Origin of the sequence: Rubrivivax albus, from assembly GCF_004016515.1 — a bacterium.
GTDB classification, from domain to species: domain Bacteria; phylum Pseudomonadota; class Gammaproteobacteria; order Burkholderiales; family Burkholderiaceae_C; genus Rubrivivax; species Rubrivivax albus.
This window is the reverse complement of the sequence record NZ_SACT01000008.1, coordinates 194,209-212,455: the sequence shown is the minus strand read 5'-3', so window position 1 is coordinate 212,455 and position 18,247 is coordinate 194,209. Positions and strand designations below refer to the sequence as shown.

18 protein-coding genes are annotated in these 18,247 nt (G+C 69.2%); 17 read left to right on the top strand and 1 reads right to left on the bottom strand.

Annotated features, from left to right (window positions below; genetic code table 11):
• The first annotated feature begins 119 nt into the window (after positions 1-119).
• The 16 genes from acpP to nagZ all read left to right on the top strand — a co-directional run bounded on the left by acpP (position 120) and on the right by nagZ (position 14,242).
• A complete protein-coding gene (acpP, locus tag ENE75_RS20445) occupies positions 120-359 on the top strand; it encodes an acyl carrier protein (RefSeq protein ID WP_128200192.1) in 240 nt (79 codons plus the stop codon).
• Between the two features lie 7 nt (positions 360-366).
• Positions 367-1,611 carry a beta-ketoacyl-ACP synthase II gene (fabF, locus tag ENE75_RS20440; RefSeq protein WP_128200191.1) on the top strand — a complete coding sequence of 415 codons (1,245 nt, stop codon included), beginning with the start codon at positions 367-369 and terminating at the stop codon, positions 1,609-1,611.
• A gap of 36 nt (positions 1,612-1,647) precedes the next feature.
• Entirely contained in the window at positions 1,648-2,085 is a 438-nt protein-coding gene (locus tag ENE75_RS20435) for a hypothetical protein (RefSeq protein WP_158289029.1), read from the top strand.
• Positions 2,085-2,696: an RNA polymerase sigma factor RpoE gene (gene rpoE, locus ENE75_RS20430; protein WP_128200257.1), complete on the top strand. Its 612-nt coding sequence runs from the start codon at positions 2,085-2,087 to the stop codon at positions 2,694-2,696. The genes ENE75_RS20435 and rpoE overlap by 1 nt, the downstream gene beginning before the upstream one ends.
• 24 nt (positions 2,697-2,720) lie before the next feature.
• On the top strand, positions 2,721-3,356 hold the full coding sequence (locus ENE75_RS20425) for a sigma-E factor negative regulatory protein (protein ID WP_128200189.1): 636 nt from the start codon (positions 2,721-2,723) through the stop codon (positions 3,354-3,356).
• Positions 3,356-4,354 carry a MucB/RseB family sigma factor regulatory protein gene (locus tag ENE75_RS20420; protein ID WP_128200188.1) on the top strand — a complete coding sequence of 333 codons (999 nt, stop codon included), beginning with the start codon at positions 3,356-3,358 and terminating at the stop codon, positions 4,352-4,354. The genes ENE75_RS20425 and ENE75_RS20420 overlap by 1 nt, the downstream gene beginning before the upstream one ends.
• Before the next feature lie 72 nt (positions 4,355-4,426).
• Complete coding sequence (locus ENE75_RS20415; protein WP_128200187.1) at positions 4,427-5,905, top strand: Do family serine endopeptidase; 1,479 nt, start codon at positions 4,427-4,429, stop codon at positions 5,903-5,905.
• A 482-nt stretch (positions 5,906-6,387) separates the two neighbouring features.
• On the top strand, positions 6,388-8,196 hold the full coding sequence (lepA, locus tag ENE75_RS20410) for a translation elongation factor 4 (protein WP_128200186.1): 1,809 nt from the start codon (positions 6,388-6,390) through the stop codon (positions 8,194-8,196).
• Positions 8,197-8,209: 13 nt separating this feature from the next.
• Complete coding sequence (gene lepB, locus ENE75_RS20405; protein WP_128200185.1) at positions 8,210-9,178, top strand: signal peptidase I; 969 nt, start codon at positions 8,210-8,212, stop codon at positions 9,176-9,178.
• A gap of 13 nt (positions 9,179-9,191) precedes the next feature.
• On the top strand, positions 9,192-9,572 hold the full coding sequence (locus ENE75_RS20400) for a DUF4845 domain-containing protein (RefSeq protein WP_128200184.1): 381 nt from the start codon (positions 9,192-9,194) through the stop codon (positions 9,570-9,572).
• Positions 9,569-10,273, top strand: a complete 705-nt coding sequence (gene rnc / locus ENE75_RS20395) for a ribonuclease III (protein WP_128200183.1) — start codon at positions 9,569-9,571, stop codon at positions 10,271-10,273. Before ENE75_RS20400 ends, rnc begins: the two co-directional genes overlap by 4 nt.
• Positions 10,270-11,220 carry a GTPase Era gene (gene era, locus ENE75_RS20390; protein ID WP_128200182.1) on the top strand — a complete coding sequence of 317 codons (951 nt, stop codon included), beginning with the start codon at positions 10,270-10,272 and terminating at the stop codon, positions 11,218-11,220. Before rnc ends, era begins: the two co-directional genes overlap by 4 nt.
• On the top strand, positions 11,217-12,011 hold the full coding sequence (recO, locus tag ENE75_RS20385) for a DNA repair protein RecO (RefSeq protein ID WP_128200181.1): 795 nt from the start codon (positions 11,217-11,219) through the stop codon (positions 12,009-12,011). The genes era and recO overlap by 4 nt, the downstream gene beginning before the upstream one ends.
• The gene (locus ENE75_RS20380; protein WP_128200180.1) at positions 12,008-12,790 is read left to right on the top strand and encodes a pyridoxine 5'-phosphate synthase; all 783 of its coding nucleotides are present in this window, start codon (positions 12,008-12,010) and stop codon (positions 12,788-12,790) included. Before recO ends, ENE75_RS20380 begins: the two co-directional genes overlap by 4 nt.
• Positions 12,787-13,188 carry a holo-ACP synthase gene (gene acpS, locus ENE75_RS20375; protein WP_128200179.1) on the top strand — a complete coding sequence of 134 codons (402 nt, stop codon included), beginning with the start codon at positions 12,787-12,789 and terminating at the stop codon, positions 13,186-13,188. Before ENE75_RS20380 ends, acpS begins: the two co-directional genes overlap by 4 nt.
• Positions 13,181-14,242, top strand: a complete 1,062-nt coding sequence (gene nagZ / locus ENE75_RS20370; protein WP_128200178.1) for a beta-N-acetylhexosaminidase — start codon at positions 13,181-13,183, stop codon at positions 14,240-14,242. The genes acpS and nagZ overlap by 8 nt, the downstream gene beginning before the upstream one ends.
• A gap of 22 nt (positions 14,243-14,264) precedes the next feature.
• Here the strand turns inward: nagZ and ENE75_RS20365 are convergent, their stop codons facing one another.
• Positions 14,265-15,392, bottom strand: coding sequence for a LacI family DNA-binding transcriptional regulator (locus ENE75_RS20365; protein WP_310733644.1), 1,128 nt, complete (start codon positions 15,390-15,392; stop codon positions 14,265-14,267).
• A gap of 338 nt (positions 15,393-15,730) precedes the next feature.
• Here ENE75_RS20365 and ENE75_RS20360 point away from each other — a divergent pair, with 338 nt between their 5' ends.
• Entirely contained in the window at positions 15,731-18,229 is a 2,499-nt protein-coding gene (locus ENE75_RS20360) for a TonB-dependent receptor (RefSeq protein WP_158289028.1), read from the top strand.
• Positions 18,230-18,247: the final 18 nt, after the last annotated feature.

Below are 18,247 nucleotides of genomic sequence, written 5' to 3'. Positions count from 1 at the left end.
ATTCGCCGGTCTCTGGCCGGATCCCAGGCCCGATCCCGGGCCGACAACGTGGCGGATGCCCCGCCCCTGCCCGCCGGTAGAATCGCCGGCTGTCAGTTGGACCCACTCCTGGAGGAGTCATGAGCGATATCGAAACCCGTGTCAAGAAAATCATCGCCGAACAACTCGGCGTGCCCGAGGCGGACGTCACCAACGAGAAGGCCTTCGTGGCCGACCTCGGCGCCGACTCGCTGGACACGGTGGAACTGGTGATGGCCCTCGAGGACGAGTTCGGCATCGAGATCCCGGACGAAGAGGCCGAGAAGATCACGACGGTGCAGTTGGCCATCGACTACGCGGTCAAGAACCAGAAGGCCTGATCTCCGCATGTCGCGTCGCCGTGTCGTCGTCACCGGCCTGGGGCTGATCAGCCCGGTCGGCAACAGCGTTGCCGAGGGCTGGGCCAACCTGGTCGCCGGCCGCAGCGGCATCGATACCGTCACCAAGTTCGATGCCTCCGCGCTGAGCTGCCGTTTTGCCGGCGAGGTCAAGGGCTTCAATGTCGAGGACTACATCCCCGGCAAGGAAGCCCGGCACATGGACACCTTCATCCATTACGGGATGGCGGCGGCGATCCAGGCCGTGCAGGACGCCGGTCTGCCCACGGGCGACGCGTTGACGGAAGAGACGGCCGAGCGCATCGGCTGCATGGTGGGCTCCGGCATCGGCGGCCTGCCGATGATCGAGGCCACGCACGAGGAGTACCGCACCCGCGGGCCGCGGCGCATCTCGCCGTTCTTCGTGCCGGCGTCGATCATCAACATGATCTCCGGGCACCTGTCGATCAAGTACGGCTTCACCGGGCCGAACCTGGCCATCGTCACCGCCTGCACCACTGGGCTGCACTGCATCGGCGAGGCCGGGCGGCTGATCGAGTACGGTGATGCCGACGTCATGGTGGCCGGCGGCGCGGAAAGCACCGTGAGTCCGCTGGGCATCGGCGGTTTCGCCGCGGCGCGGGCCTTGTCCACGCGCAACGACGATCCGAAGACCGCGTCCCGACCCTGGGACAAGGACCGTGACGGCTTCGTGCTCGGCGAGGGTGCCGGCGTGCTGGTGCTCGAGGAATACGAGCACGCGAAGAAGCGCGGCGCGAAGATCTACGCCGAACTGGCCGGCTTCGGCATGGGCGCGGATGCCTTCCACATGACCGCGCCCAACGTCGACGGACCCAAGCGCAGCATGAAGGCGGCGCTGCGCAACGCCGGCGTCAATGCCGATGCCGTGCAGTACCTCAATGCGCACGGCACCAGCACGCCGCTGGGCGACGTCAACGAGACCAACGCGATCAAGCTCGCCTTCGGCGACCATGCGAAGCAGATGGTGGTGAACTCCACCAAGTCGATGACCGGCCACCTGCTGGGCGGCGCCGGCGGCATCGAGTCGGTGTTCACCGTGCTCGCGGTGCACCACCAGGTCTCGCCGCCGACGATCAACATCTTCGAACAGGACCCGGAGTGCGATCTCGACTACTGCGCCAACCAGGCGCGCGAGATGCGCATCGACGTGGCGGTGAAGAACAACTTCGGCTTCGGCGGCACCAACGGGACGCTGGTGTTCCGGCGCGCCTGAGCGCCCTGTCGCCTGTCCATGCAAGGCCCTGCGCCGGTGTCCCTGGAGGCCGCCGGTGACGGCGGGCGCTGGCGTCTGGCCATGCTCGGCCTTCACCTGCTGGCGGCCTGGGCGTTGCTGGCGTGGCAATCGGGCCCGGTCATGCTGATGCTCGCTGCCCTGTTGGCGTTGAGCGGTCTGCTGGCCTGGCGTGCCGACGCCCGCCGGGCGGTGCCCAGCCTGCGCTGGGATGGGCAGGCCTGGTGGCTCGGCGCGCAGGTGGTCCAGCCCCGGGTGGCGCTGGACCTGGGTGCCTGGCTGTTGCTGCGGTTGCGGCCCCCGGGCCGGATGCTGGCGACGGCCTGGCTGCCGCTGTCGGCCCGTAGTGCCCGTGCGGCCGGGTTCAGCTGGCCGGCGCTGCGTGCGGCCCTGGTGGCCACGGCCGGTCATCCTGCCAGCCATCCGGCCGGCGGCGAAGGGGTGCCTACGCCATGATGACGCAGCCCGACGCCGACGCGGCCCTGGTCGAACGGGTCAAGCAGGGCGACCAGCGTGCCTTCGAACTGCTGGTGGTCAAGTACCAGCGCCGCATCGAGCGCCTGATCGGCCGCATGGTGCGCGACACCGACCTCGTGCCCGACATCGCCCAGGAGACCTTCATCCGCGCCTACCGCGCGCTGCCGAACTTCCGCGGCGAGAGCGCGTTCTACACCTGGCTCTACCGGATTGCGGTCAACACGGCCAAGAAGAGCCTGATGGATCTCAAGCGTGACCCGCTGGTCACGGAAACCGCACTCGCGTCTCGCGATGATGAAGGCGATGAAACTTCCCGTGTCGAGAACGAACTAAGCGACGGCGAGACACCGGATGCGTTGCTCGCGAGCAAGGAGATCGCGGAGGCCGTCAATGCGGCCATCGCGGCGTTGTCCGAAGACCTTCGCCAGGCGATCACGCTGCGCGAGATCGAAGGGCTGAGCTACGAAGAGATTGCCGATGTGATGAACTGCCCGATCGGGACCGTGCGGTCGCGGATCTTCCGCGCCCGCGAGGCGATCGCACAGCGCCTGCGACCGCTGCTGGACACCCGTGACGGCGCGCGCTGGTGAGCGCCACAGAACCGAGTGCTGCCCATGAACCGACCCCACGCCACCCCAGCCCCCGACGAGCACCGGCAATGGTTGTCCGACCTGGCCGATGGCCGCCTGGACGACCACGACCTGGCCGGTGCATGCCGCCGCTGGGCCGAGGACGACGACGCCCGGCGCACCTGGCATGCCTATCACCTCATCGGTGATGTGTTGCGCTCGGACGACCTGGCGCGGCCGGCCGCGGCCGATGCCGCCTTTCTTCAGGCCCTGCGCCAGCGGCTGGCCGACGAGCCGGTGGTGCTGGCGCCGGCACCTTTGGCGGCACGGCCTGCGCGCCAGCGCGGCCGGCGTCAGCTGTGGCTGGTGCCGATGGCGGCGGCCGCCGGCTTCGTAGCCGTGGCCGGCGTGATGGTGGTGCTGCAGCAGGCCGCCCCAGGTGGCAACGGCTTCGACGCGCCGCAGATGGCCGCCACGCCGCCGCTGGCCGTTCGCGCCACGCTGGCGTCCACGGCAGTGCCGGGCACCGCGCCGGCGACCGTGCAGCACGGCCAGATGCTGCGCGACGCACGCGTCGACGAGTACCTGCGCGCCCATCGCGAGGTGCTGATGGGGTCGCCCGCAGCGCTGCCGGGCGGCGCGGTGCGCACGGTCGACTTCGACGCCGCGCCGGCGCGCTGATGTCGGTGGCATCTCCTTCGCGCGCGACGCGTTCCCGGCGCTGGTGCCTGGCCGGGCTGCTGTGCAGCGGCCTGCTGCCTGCCGTGGCGGCCGGGCCGGCACCGGTGCCGGACCCGACCGCCTGGCTGGCGCGCCTGAACGCCGCGGCATCGGGGCAGAACTACCGCGGCACCATGGTCTACACCGCCGCGGGCATCGTCTCCAGTTCGCGCGTGGCGCACGTGGCGGCAGGTGGCGAGGTGCTCGAGCGGGTGGAGGCGCTGGACGGCCATCAGCACCGCGTCTACCGCCGCAACGACACGGTGCGCACCGTGTGGCCGCACAAGCAGCTGGTGGTGGTGGAGCAGCGCGCCGCCTCCAATGCGCTGGTGTCCACGCGGCGCAGCGTGGAGCCCCGCGCTCTGGCCCACTACAGCCTGGTGCCGGCGGGCCACAGCGTGGTGGCCGGGCGGCGGGCACAGGTGATGCTGCTGCAGCCGCGGGACGACCTGCGTTTCGCGCAGCGCCTGCTGGCCGACGAGGCCACCGGGCTGCTGCTGCGTGCCGACGTGCTGGACAGCGCCGGGCAGACGCTGGAGTCCTCGGCGTTCAGCGAGGTGCAGATCGGCGGTGCGGCCGACATGCGCGCCGTGCTCGACGGCATGGAGCCTGCCGGCTACACCGTGCTGCCGTCCCGGCGCGAGGTCGTCGACTGGGCGGCCCAGGGGTGGCGCATGCGCCAGGACGTGCCCGGTTTCGACCTGGTCGGCTGCCTGCAGCGGCCGGCGGTCGCCGGCCCCGGCGGCCAGGCACTGCAGGCCATGTTCTCGGACGGCCTGAGCTTTGTCTCGCTGTTCATCGAGCCCTACAGCGAACACGCGCACCGCGGCGCGCTGGCGGCGCAGATGGGCGCCACGCACACCGTGATGCAGCGCGTGGGCGACCACTGGATCACCGCCATGGGCGACGTGCCCAGGCGCACGCTGGAACGTTTCGTCGATGCGCTGTCCCGGCGTTGAGCGGCACGCCGACCTTCGCCCCAGCCGCCATCCCTGCGCCAGAACCCATTTCCTCGTCAGGAGAACACGAACATGACCCAACCGCAGACCCTGCGCCGGCGCGGCGCCGTGCTGGCCACTGCCGCGCTGATGAGCTGGGCCGCGCTGGCGCCAGCGTCCGTGCAGGCCCAGGCTGCGACACCAACGGTGCAGCTGCCGGACTTCACCGAACTGGTCGAGCGCGTGGGCCCGGCGGTGGTCAACATCCGCACGCTGGAGCGTCCCGGCAACGGCGGCGGCAACCTGCGCGGCCAGGTGCCACCGGAGTTCGAGGAGTTCCTGAGGCGCTTCGGCATCCCGCTGCCGAACCGGCCCGATCGCGGCGGTCCCCGCAACGGCCCGCAGGACGATGAGGACAACGAACCCCAGCAGCGCGGCGTCGGTTCGGGCTTCGTGCTCAGTGCCGATGGCTACATCATGACCAACGCCCACGTCGTCGACGGTGCGGACGAGGTCATCGTCACCCTCACCGACAAGCGCGAGCTGAAGGCGAAGATCGTCGGCGCTGACCGGCGCACCGACGTGGCGGTGGTCAAGGTCGAGGCCACCGGTCTGCCGTTCGTGAAGATCGGCGACGCCAACCGGCTCAAGGTGGGCGAATGGGTGCTGGCCATCGGCTCGCCGTTCGGGCTGGACAACACGGTGACGGCCGGCATCGTCAGCGCCAAGCAGCGCGACACTGGCGACTACCTGCCCTTCATCCAGACCGACGTGGCCATCAACCCCGGCAACTCCGGCGGCCCGCTGCTGAACCTGCGTGGCGAGGTCGTGGGCATCAACTCGCAGATCTACAGCCGCAGTGGCGGCTTCATGGGCATCAGCTTCGCGATCCCGATCGACGAGGCCACGCGCGTCGCCGACCAGCTGCGTGCCAACGGGCGGGTGATCCGCGGCCGCATCGGGGTGGAGATCGCGCCGGTGATGAAGGACGTGGCCGAGGCCATCGGCCTGGGCAAGCCGCAGGGCGCGCTCGTGCGCAACGTCGAGTCCGACGGCCCGGCCGACAAGGCGGGCATCCAGGCTGGCGACATCATCGTCAAGGTCGACGGCAAGGCGGTGGAGAAGTCCGGTGACCTGCCGCGCATCATCGGCGCCATCAAGCCCGGGGCGAAGAGCACGCTGCAGGTCTTCCGCCGCGGTGGCACGCAGGACATCGCGGTCACCGTCGGCGAGTTCCCGCCCGACCGCCAGCCGCAACGCGCCCAGGCCACACCGCCCAAGGAAGAGAAGGCGGCCTCGCTCAGCGCCTTCGGCATGACGGTGGCCGACCTGACCGACGCGCAGAAGAAGGAGCTCGGCGTCACCGGTGGTGTGCGCGTCGAAGCCGCCGAAGGTGCGGCGGCGCGGGCTGGTGTGCAGGCCGGCGACGTGGTGCTGCAGGTGGGCAACACCGAAGTGGCCAACGCGAAGCAGTTCGCGGCTGCGGCGGCCCGGATGGACAAGGACCGGCCGGTCAGCGTGCTGATCCGGCGCGGCAACTGGGTCAACTACCTGCTGATCCGACCCCGCTGACGGGTCTTTTCGCGATCCGGGAAGTGACCGCCCAGGTCAGGCGGCGACGACCAGGTCGCCGTCTGGGCCGGTTCCGTGAGTGGTTTCTCACTTCAGTTCGAGCTTTCACCATTACCGAACTGCAGCGGTAGAATCCAGGGCTTTCCTCGGTGCTTTGGGTGTACGGTGATCTGCACTGGAGTGCGCCGCCCCGCGAAGTGCAGCATGTGCGCGACACTGTGGATAAGCTGTGGACAATGTGGGCTTGTTGGTCACCCGCAACGGCCGGAAATGCAGCGCTGGCGCGGCTTTCCGCGGGGTGTTTTGGCTACAATGAAGTCCCAACAAGCAGTTGCCATACGTTTTTGTTGGAAGGCGCGTCGCCCTTTTCGACGCGCCTTTTTTTTGGTTCGACGCCCGTTGAGCACGCTTCGTCCGTCAGGCCAGCAGCCTGCCGCACAAGGCGTGTCGCGCGTCGTCCCGTGTGATCCCATGCTCCCGCGATGAACCACATCCGCAACTTCTCCATCATCGCCCACATCGACCACGGCAAGAGCACGCTGGCCGACCGCATCATCCAGCGCTGCGGTGGCCTGTCCGACCGCGAGATGGAGGCGCAGGTGCTCGACTCGATGGACATCGAGCGCGAGCGCGGCATCACCATCAAGGCACAGACCGCCGCGCTGAAGTACACCGCGCGTGACGGCCAGGTCTACCAGCTCAACCTGATCGACACGCCCGGGCACGTGGACTTCTCCTACGAGGTCTCGCGCTCGCTGTCGGCCTGCGAAGGCGCGCTGCTGGTCGTCGACGCCAGCCAGGGCGTGGAGGCGCAGACGGTGGCCAACTGCTACACCGCGCTGGACCTCGGCGTCGAAGTGGTGCCGGTACTCAACAAGATGGACCTGCCGCAGGCCGACCCCGATGCGGCCAAGGAGGAGATCGAGGACGTCATCGGCATCGACGCTGCGGACGCCATCCCCTGCAGCGCGAAGACGGGCATGGGCATCGACGACATCCTCGAGGCCGTGATCGCCCGCATGCCGGCGCCGCGCGGTGTGCCTGACGGCCCGCCACGCGCGATGATCATCGACAGCTGGTTCGACAACTACGTCGGCGTCGTGATGCTGGTGCGCATGGTCGACGGCGAGCTGAAGAAGGGCGACCGCATCCGCCTGATGGCCACCGGTGCCGTCTACCCGCTGGAGCAGTTGGGCGTGTTCGCCCCCAAGTCGGAACCGCGCGAACTGCTCAAGGCCGGCGAGGTGGGTTTCCTGATCGCCGGCATCAAGGAACTTGCCGCGGCCAAGGTGGGCGACACGGTCACGCTGGAAAAGAAGCTGCCCAACAACGCCGGCCCGGCCAGCGCGCCGCTGCCGGGCTTCAAGGAGATCCAGCCGCAGGTCTTCGCCGGCCTCTACCCCACCGAGCCCAGCGAGTACGACGCGCTGCGCGACGCGCTGGAAAAGCTCAAGCTCAACGACTCCAGCCTGCGCTACGAGCCGGAGGTGAGTCAGGCGCTGGGCTTCGGCTTCCGCTGCGGCTTCCTGGGCCTGCTGCACATGGAGATCGTGCAGGAGCGCCTGGAGCGCGAGTTCGACCAGGATCTGGTGACCACCGCCCCCAGCGTGGTCTACGAGGTCGAGTTGAACGACGGCACCGTGGAGATGATCGAGAACCCGAGCAAGATGCCGGACCTCGGCCGCATCCGCGAGATCCGCGAGCCCATCGTCACCGTGCAGCTCTACATGCCGCAGGACGCGGTGGGGCCGGTGATGACGCTGGCCAACCAGAAGCGCGGCATCCAGATGAACATGGCCTACCACGGCAAGCAGGTGCACCTGACCTACGAGCTGCCGCTGGCCGAGATCGTGCTGGACTTCTTCGACAAGCTCAAGAGCGTCAGCCGCGGCTACGCCAGCATGGACTACGAGTTCAAGGAGTACCGTGCGGCTGACGTCGTCAAGGTCGACATCCTGATCAACGGCGACAAGGTCGACCCGCTGTCGATGATCGTGCACCGCGCGCAGAGCCAGTACCGCGGCCGCGCCGTGGCGGCCAAGATGCGCGAGCAGATCCCGCGCCAGATGTACGACGTGGCCATCCAGGCCGCCATCGGCGCCAACATCATCGCGCGCGAGAACATCAAGGCGCTGCGCAAGAACGTGCTGGCAAAATGCTACGGGGGCGACATCACGCGCAAGCGCAAGCTGCTCGAGAAGCAGAAGGCCGGCAAGAAGCGCATGAAGCAGATCGGCACCGTCGAGGTGCCGCAGCAAGCCTTCCTCGCCATCCTCCAGGTCGATGACTGAGAACAACACACCGATGAGTGCACTCACCGCGGCGCTGTACGGCGCCCTGATCGTCTACCTGGGCGGCTGGTTCCTGGGCCACTGGATCGGCAACTTCTCGCTGCTGCTGTTCATCCTGACCATGGTGACCATGGTCTACTGGTTCGCCGAGCGGCTGAAGTTCAAGCCGGCGCGCGAGGCGGCTGCACGCGCGCTGGAAGAGGGCGACCGCGCCCGCCGTGCGCAGCTGGCGGCGCAGGGCATCGAGAAGGTCGACGGCGACATCGCCCCGGCGCGCGAGAAGCTGCTGATGCAGCCCTGGTGGCTGGACTGGACCGCGGGGCTGTTCCCGGTCATCTGCATCGTCTTCCTGCTGCGCTCGTTCCTGTTCGAGCCGTTCAAGATCCCTTCGGGCTCGATGATCCCGACGCTGCTGGTCGGCGACCTGATCCTGGTGAACAAGTTCCACTACGGCGTGCGCCTGCCGGTGATCAACACCAAGATCATCGACAACAACCCGGTGCAGCGGGGCGACGTGATGGTGTTCCGCTACCCGGTGGACCCGCGGCAGGACTACATCAAGCGCGTGGTCGGCATCCCGGGCGACGTGGTGGAGTACCGCAACCAGCGGCTCACGCTCAACGGCCAGCCGGTGTCGCTGGCGGCCCAGGGCGAGTACTACGAGGAGGACCGCCTGCGCTACGAACCCATGTGGCAGGAGAAGCTCGGCGCCGTCGAGCACCGCATCCTCGTGAACCCGGACGCACCCTCTTACTTCGGCGGCATGCCGAAGAACTTTCCTTTTGCCGACAACTGCCGATACAGTGCCGAAGGGATGCAGTGCACCGTGCCGCCGGGCCACTACTTCATGATGGGCGACAACCGCGACAACTCGCAGGATTCGCGCTTCTGGGGTTTCGTGCCCGACGCCAACATCGTCGGCAAGGCATTCTTCGTCTGGATGAACTTCGGCAACCTCGGCCGCATCGGGCCGTTCCACTGAGCGGGACACTCGCATGACTCGACGGACACCGTCCACGTCGCACCGCAGGCACCAGCGCGGCGTCTCCCTGTTCGGCCTGCTGTTCTGGGCCATCGTCGTCGGCTTCTTCGGCTACCTGGCCGTGGTCGTCTTCCCCACCGTCAACGAGTACTTCACGATCAAGCGCGCGGTCGACAAGATCGCCGCCGAGGCGCCGGCCACCGTGCCGGAGGTGAGGGCCGCGTTCGAACGCCAGCGCGCCATCGAGTACTCCATCTCGTCGATCGGCTCCAACGACCTGGAGATCACGAAGGAGAACGACCGCCTCGTGATCGGCTTCGCCTACGAGAAGGAGATCCCCATCGTCGGCCCGGTCTACCTCCTGCTGAAGTACGAGGGGCGCAGCGGCCAGTGAGCGACACGCTGGCGGCCCTGCAGCGGCGCCTGGGTCACGTCTTCGACGACCCGGCGCTGCTGCAGCGCGCGTTGACGCACCGCAGCTTCGGTGCCGAGCACAACGAACGCCTGGAGTTCCTGGGCGACGCGGTGCTCAGCCTGGCGGTGTCGTCGCTGCTGTACCGGCAGTTCGCGGACTCGGCCGAAGGCGACCTGACCCGTGTGCGCGCCCACCTGGTGCGCGAGGACAGCCTGCACAAGCTGGCGCTGGCCCTGCAGCTGCCCGAAGTGCTGCGCCTGTCCGACGGCGAAGCGCGTGGCGGCGGCGCGCTGCGCCCGTCCATCCTGGCCGACGCCGCCGAGGCCATCCTGGGGGCCATCTACCTCGACGCCGGCTTCGAGGCCGCGCAGGCGGTCGTCACGCGGCTGTTGGGCGAGCAGATCGAGGCCATCGAGGCCGACAGCTTCGGCAAGGACCCCAAGACCGAGCTGCAGGAATGGCTGCAGGCCCGGCGGGTGCCGGTGCCCGCGTACCGCATCGTGGCCACCCGGGGCCAGGCCCACGCGCAGACCTTCGAGGTCGAGTGCGCCGTGCCCACGCTGCGCCTGGCCGAACGTGGCGAGGGCCGTTCGCGGCGCGCCGCCGAGCAGCAGGCCGCACGTCGCATGCTGGCGGCGCTGAAGGCCAGCGACCGGCCCGACGGCCCCCTGCGCGCATGACCGACGCCGAAGCGCCCGAAGACACCGAGCCGCCGCAGCGCTGCGGCCTCGTGGCCATCGTCGGCCGGCCCAACGTGGGCAAGTCCACGCTGCTCAACGCGCTGGTCGGCCAGAAGATCAGCATCACCTCGCGCAAGGCGCAGACCACGCGCCACCGCATCACCGGCATCCGCACGCGGGGCGCGGCGCAGTTCGTCTTCGTCGACACGCCGGGTTTCCAGACCCGTGACGTCGGCCGCGGGCGCACAGCGCTGAACCGCACGCTCAACCGCACCGTGCTGTCGTCGGTGGCCGACGTGGACCTGGTGCTGTTCCTGGTGGAGGCCGGCCGCTTCGGGCTCGACGACGCCAAGGTGCTGGGCCTGCTTCAGGGCGAAGGCCTGCGCGACAAGCCGGTGATCCTGGTGGCCAACAAGCTCGACGCCGTGCGCCGCCGGGCCGACCTGCTGCCCTGGCTCAAGGGCATGCAGGACCGGCACCCCTTCACCGAATACGTGCCCATGTCGGCCAACAAGGCGGCCGACGTGGACCGCCTGCTGGGCATCGTCGAGCGCCACCTGCCGGAGCAGCCCTGGTTCTACGAGGAGGACGCGCTCACCGACCGCAGCGACCGCTTCCTGGCCAGCGAGATCATCCGCGAGAAGCTGTTCCGCCTCACCGGCGACGAACTGCCCTATGCGTGCACGGTGGTCATCGGCAAGTACGAGGAAGAGGGCGAGCCGCCGCGCGTGCTGCATCGCATCAGCGCCGACATCATCGTCGAGCGCGACGCGCACAAGGGCATGGTCATCGGCGAAGGCGGCGAGCGGCTCAAGCGCATCGGCAGCGAGGCGCGCCAGGAGCTGGAGAACCTGCTCCAGGCCAAGGTCTTCCTGGAGCTCTGGGTCAAGGTGCGCAGTGGCTGGGCCGACGACGAGGCCAGGCTCAAGGCCTACGGCTACGAATGAGCCGGCGCGCGGCCGCGGCGCCGCTGCAGGCCTTCGTGCTGCACCAGTACGACTGGAGCGAGACCAGCCTCATCGTCGAGCTGTTCACGCGCGAACGTGGCCGCGTCGCCGTGGTGGCCAAAGGCGCCAAGCGGCCCTACTCGCAGCTGCGCCCGGTGCTGCTGCCGTTCCAGCGGCTGTGGGTCCAGCTGGGCAAGGCGCCGGCCGACGAGGCGGCGGAGATCCACCTGCTGCGCACGGCAGAATGGGCCGGTGGCGCGCCTGTGGTGGGCGGAGGCGCGCTGTTCAGCGGCTTCTACGCCAACGAGCTGCTGCTCAAGGGCCTGGCGCGGCAGGACCCGCACGAGGCGCTGTTCGACGCCTATGCCGCCACGCTGCCGGTGCTGGGCCTGGGCACCGACGCCGAGGCCGCCGCGGCGCTGCGCGCCTTCGAGCTGCGCCTGCTGCAGGCCGCCGGCTGGCTACCGGAGCTGGACTGCGTGACCCTGACGCGTGCCGCGCTGCTGCCCGAGCGCCGCTACACACTGCATGCCGAGACCGGCGTGGTCGAAGGTGGTGCCGACGCCCTGACCGGTGCGGCCCTGCTCGCGGCGCAGCAGGCGCTGCAGCACGACGATCTGCCGGCGGTGCAGATCGCCTGCCGGGCCCCGGCGGCGGCCTGGCGGGCCCAGCTGCGCGGCCTGCTTCAGTACCATCTGGGCACGGGCGAACTGCGCACGCGGCGCGTGATGCGCGAACTGCAGCGCCTGTCCGAACTGCCCGGCGACATGCCCACGGAACCCCTGCGATGAACCCGCTGATCGCCCCTGCCCACCCGGCCACCGCGCTGTCGGTCAACGTCAACAAGATTGCGCAGCTGCGCAACACGCGCCACCTGGGCATCCCGTCGGTGGTGCGCCTGGCCACGGTGGCGCTGGAAGCCGGCGCCCAGGGCGTCACCGTGCATCCGCGGCCCGACGAGCGCCACATCCGCGCCCACGACGTGCACGACATCGCCGCACTGATGGCGCAGTGGCCGCAGGCGGAATACAACATCGAGGGCAACCCCTTCCACAACTTGATGGGCTTCATCCGCGCGGTGAAGCCTCACCAGGCCACCTTCGTGCCCGACAGCGAAGGCCAGTTCACGTCCGACCACGGCTGGGGCCTGGCCGCCGACGGCGACCGCCTGCGCCCGCTGATCGACGAATGTCATGCCTTGGGCGTGCGCGTGAGCCTGTTCATGGACGCCGAGCCGGGCGCGATGGCCGCGGCACGTGCCGTCGGGGCCGACCGCATCGAGCTCTACACCGAGCCTTATGCGGCGGCCTGGGCCACGCCGCAGCGCGACGCGCAGCTGCAGCGGTTCGCCGCTGCCGCGCGTGCCGCCGTGCAGGCCGGCCTGCAGGTCAACGCCGGCCACGACCTCAACCGCGACAACCTGACCGCGTTCCTGCGCGCGGCGCCGGAGGTGGTGGAGGTGTCGATCGGCCACGCCCTGATCGCCGATGCGCTGGAGTTGGGCATGGCCGAGACCGTGCGCCGCTACCTGCAGTGCATCCGCGATGCCGCTGGCGGGGACGCGGCGTGATCTTCGGCATCGGCACCGACATCTGCGACCTGCGGCGCCTGCATGCCACGCTGGAACGACGCGGCGACCGCTTCGCCGAGAAGGTGCTGGGTCCTTCGGAACTGCAGGTCTTCCATGCCCGCCGCGCGCGTGCCGAGGTGCGCGGCATCGCCTACCTGGGCACGCGCTTTTCGGCCAAGGAAGCCTTCTCCAAGGCCATCGGGATGGGCATGCGCATGCCCATGAGCTGGCGCCGCTGCGAGATCCTCAACCACCCCAGCGGCCAGCCCTACATCCGGCTGCATGGCGAGCTCGCCGACTGGTTCACGGCGCGCGGCCTGCGCGCCCACGTCACCGTCACCGACGAAACCGACTACGCGGCGACCTTCGTCGTCGTCGAAAGCACCCCCCATGAGTGAACACGCGCCCGTCATCCTGGACATCGCCGGCACGGCGCTCACCGCCGCCGACCGCCGCCGCCTGCGCCACCCGCTGACCGGTGGCCTGATCCTCTTTGCCCGCAACTGGCAGGACCGGGCGCAGCTCACCACCCTGTGCGCCGAGGTCAAGGCGGTGCGCGAGGATCTGCTGATCTGCGTCGACCACGAGGGCGGCCGCGTGCAGCGCTTCCGCACCGACGGCTTCACCCACCTGCCGCCGATGCGCGAACTCGGCACGCTGTGGATGAAGGACGCGTTGACGGCCACCGATTCCGCCAGCGCCGCCGGCTACGTGCTGGGCGCCGAGCTGCGCGCCTGTGGCGTGGACCTGAGCTTCACACCGGTGCTGGACCTGGACCACGGCCCCTCGGGCGTGATCGGCGACCGTGCCTTCCACCGCGACCCGCGCGTGGTCACGATGCTGGCCAAGAGCCTGATGCACGGCCTGCTGCGCGCCGGCATGGCCAACTGCGGCAAGCACTTCCCCGGTCATGGCTACGTGGCCGCCGACAGCCACACCGCCGTGCCGGTGGACAAGCGCTCGCTCAAGGCCATCCTGGCCGACGACGCACGGCCCTACGAATGGCTGTCGACCACGCTGGCCAGTGTCATGCCGGCGCACGTGGTCTACCCGAAGGTGGATGCCCACCCCGCAGGCTTCTCGCCGCGCTGGCTCAAGGACATCCTGCGCGGCCAGCTGGGCTTCACCGGTGCCGTGTTCAGCGACGACCTCAGCATGGAAGGCGCGCGCCACGTGGCCGGGCGCGGCGAACTCACCTATGCCGAGGCCGCAGCGCTGGCGCTGGATGCCGGCTGCGATCTGGTGCTGCTGTGCAACCAGAGCGTGGACGGCGGCGAGGCCGTGGACGCGCTGCTCGACGGCCTCGAGGCCGAGGCCGGCAAGGGCCACTGGCAGCCCGACCCCGACAGCGAACAGCGCCGCCTGGCCCTGCTGCCGGCCAGCGCGCCGCTGCCGTGGGACGCGCTGATGCACGACCCCGGCTACCAGCACGCGCTGGAACGTCTTCCCTGACGCCGGCGCCTGGCGGCCGCACTCAGGTTCGCGACGTTCCCCGCACCACCAGCGCCGTGGGCAGCTGCACCGGGGCCACGCGTTCGCCGTCGATGAGGCGCAACAGCGCGTCCACCATCGCGCCACCAGCCTGGTCCAGCGACTGGCGCACCGTGGTCAACGGCGGGTGGATCAGGCGCGCCAGTTCCACGTCGTCGTAGCCCACCAGCGGGACGTCATCCGGCACCTGGCGTCCGACCGCGGCCAGGGCATGCAGGGTGGTCATCGCCATCAGGTCGGAGCAGGCGAACACGCCGTCGAAGTCGATGCCCTTGGCCAGGCGGGCTTCGATCAAGGGGCGTGCCAGGTCGGCGGCGAACGGCACCGCCAGCTGCAGCGAGGGTGACGCCGGCAATTCCTGCGCCGCCAGGGCCTGCAGATAACCCTCCCGCCGAGCGGCCACCTCGGGCATCGCCGGGTCGCCCAGGAACAGCACGCGCCGGCAGCCCTGGTCCAGCAGGTGCCGCGTGGCCAGGCGACCACCGGCCACGTTGTCGCTGCCCACCGTGCAGTAGTGCTGGCCCGCGATCTGCGTGCCCCACACCACCAGGGGCACCCCACGCAGCGCCAGTGCGTTCAGCTGGTCGTGGTGCTGCCACTGGCCGATCAGCAGCACGCCGGCGGCCCGCCCGGTGTCCACCAGCGATGCCGCGTGGTCCAGTCGGTCGGCGTCCACACGGGACAGCAGCACGTCGTAGCCGCGCTCGGTCAGGGTGTCCGCGATGGCACCGATGAGTGCCAGAAAGAATGGATCGGTCAGGTGCTGGCGGGTCGCCGTGTCCAGCGGCACCACCAGGGCCAGCGTGCGGTTCTGACGCAGGCGCAGGTTCTGCGCGCCCACGTTGATCGTGTAGTTCAGCGAACGCGCCAGGGTCTGGATGCGGTCCCGCGTTTCCAGGCTGACCAGTTCGCTGCCGGACAGCGCGCGCGAGACCGTCGACACCGAGACACCGGCCAGACGCGCCACGTCGGCCATCTGCGGACGCGGCAGGGCGTTTGCCGCCGGCGCGCGCGCCGCGGCGGTCTCGCGGGGTGTCGTTGGTCCGGGGTCCGGGGCGTCCGCCCCGGCGTCGGGCCGGGCGGCGGGGCCGGGGGGCGCGCGTCGATTCACGCGGACCATTGTTCCATCGTTGCCTGGCGATCGTCAGCCCGCGTCCGGCGGTGCTTGTGGCGCCGGCGCACCAACTCGGGGTGCACTAGGGTGAAACGCTAGTGCAATCGTTTGCAAAGGATCCGTACATTGCCATCCCGACGCCCGGCAAGGTGGCAGGGATCACTCCGCAGTGCCTGAACCTGGCGTGTCGAACGAGCACTCTTGCCTTTCGCGGGTCTGGCATTCGATGCCAGGTCGTCGTCCCGATTTCCACTGAGCCTCTGCGAGGAGACACCATGAAGAAAACGTTTGTTCACCCCGCCCGTGCGCCTCGCCTGACCCGGCTGGCTGCACTCATGGCGGCTTCGTCCGCGGTGGCGCTGCTGAGCGCGCCGGCCTTCGGCCAGGACAAGAAGGCCGAGGACGCCAAGGCCGCGGAAGAAGCGGCGAAGGCCGATGGCCTGAACCTCGAGCGCATCGTCATCACGGCCACCAGCGTCGCGAAGTCCAAGATGCGCTCGTCGGTGTCGGTCACCGACATCGGCGGCGACCAGGTGCAGGACCTGGGTGCCCGCAGCGAGGCCGAGGTGCTCAAGCTGATCCCGGGCATCCGCGCGGAGAGCTCTGCCGGCCCGGGTGGCAACTCCAACATCGCCGTGCGCGGCCTGCCGATCGCCTCTGGCGGCGCCAAGTTCCTGCAGTTCCAGGAAGACGGTCTGCCGGTCGTCGAGTTCGGCGACATGAACTTCGGCAACAACGACTACTTCATCCGCTTCGACAGCTCGGTCGAGAGCATCCAGACACTGCGCGGCGGCTCGGCCGCCACCTTCGCGTCGCAGGCGCCCGGTGCCGTCATCAACTACATCAGCAAGACCGGCGAGGAGGAGGGCGGCAGCTTCGCCCTGACGCGCGGCCTGAACTACAACGAGACGCGTGTGGACGCCAGCTACGGCGGCAAGCTCGCGCCGGACCTGCGCTTCCACATCGGTGGCTACTTCCGCGACGGCGAAGGCCCGCGCAAGGCCGACACCGGCGCCCTGCACGGCTACCAGCTCAAGGGCAACATCACCAAGACCTTCAACGGCGGCAAGGGTTACGTGCGTGGCTACTTCAAGCTGCTGGACGAGAACGCGCCCACCTACACCAGCATGCCGGCCATCGCCGGCGGCAGCGGCGGCTCGGTCTCGAGCATGAGCGCGCTGCCGAACTTCGACATCCGCACCGAATCGCAGCTGTCGGTCTACAACCAGACCATGCCCACCGCCGACCTGTTCACCGGTGGGCAGGGAGTGGCCAACATCTCCAACGGCATCACCGTGAAGACGCAGGCCTTCGGCCTGGAGTTCAAGAACGAGGTGGGAGGCTTCACGATCGAGGACAAGTTTCGCATCAGCAAGCATTCCAGTTCGTTCCAGACCCAGTTCTGGAGCGCCAACTCGCTGGACGGCATGCTGGGCAACCTGGGCGGTGCCTCGGCGGTGTACTTCAACGGCCCGATGGCCGGCCAGGCGGTCACCACGGCCAACCTGCAGACCGGCCTGGTCTCGCAGGGCGCGGCGATCAACCAGCAGTCGCCCGACATGGGCCACTTCGCCAACGACCTGAACATCAGCCGCAACTTCGACCTGGCGGGCAACAAGCTCAACGCCAAGGCTGGCCTCTACATGTCCAAGCAGGACATCGTGCAGCAGTGGCAGATCAGCGAACGCATCATGGAAGTCGGCGTCAACGGTGCCGTGATCGACGTGCTCGATGCCGGTGGCGCCGCGCTCACCACCGCTGGCCTGACGGGCTACAACAACCAGTGGGGCGGTTGCTGCGCACGCGATGTCGACGCCCACTACTCGAACACCGCCCCGTACCTGGCGCTGAACCTCGAGGCCGGCAACTGGGACTTCGACGGCGCGCTGCGCCGCGACAACTTCCGCGCCCGCGGCAGCTATGCCGGCGGCAGCGCGGTGGCCGGCGGCCTGGATGTCAACGGTGACGGCAGCATCACCGGTGCCGAGCGCAACGTGGTACTGGTCGACAGCATCAACCGCAGCCCGATCAACTACGAGACCAGCTACACCTCGCATTCGCTGGGCGTGAACTACCGCTTCAACCGCGACCTGAGCGTGTTCGCGCGCATCAGCAAGGGCGGGCGGGCGATTGCCGACCGGTTGCTGTACTCGCCCTTCGTCGACCCCGTCACGGGCAACCTGACGGCGGGCCTGGAGCAGTACGCCGTGGCCTCGGTCGAGCAGAAGGAGGCCGGCATCAAACTGCGCGGCAAGGCCGGCGGCGCCAACTACAGCGTCTTCGCGACCCTGTTCCACACCACGACCGAGGAATACGACTACGACCAGACCCGTGTGGTCGGCCCCAAGCTCAATGTCAAGGGCTTCAAGGCCGACGGGCTGGAACTGGAGACCGCGGTCGGCTTCGGCGACTTCTACATCAACGCCAACGCCGTCTACACCGACCAGAAGGTGTCGCTGGACCTGGTGGGCGATGCCACCGGCAACAGCACGGTCGGCAAGACGCCGGGCGGGCAGCCGAAGTGGATCTTCGCCCTGTCGCCCCGCTACATCATCGGGCCCGTGACGGTCGGCGCCACGATCTGGGGCCAGACCTCGGTGTGGAACAACGACTTCAACACCGCGCAGGTGGCGGGCCGGTCCATCGTCAACGCCTTCGCCAACTGGCAGATCAGCGACGAACTGACGCTGGGGCTGAACGTGAGCAACCTGTTCAACAAGATCGCCTCGTCTGGCGGCGTGGGCGGGCCGAACACGCTCAACGGTCAGCGCATCGTCGAGCTGCGTCCGGAGACCGGCCGTTCGGCCAGCATGACGCTGCGCTACAACTTCTGAGCATGGCCGTGGCCGCGT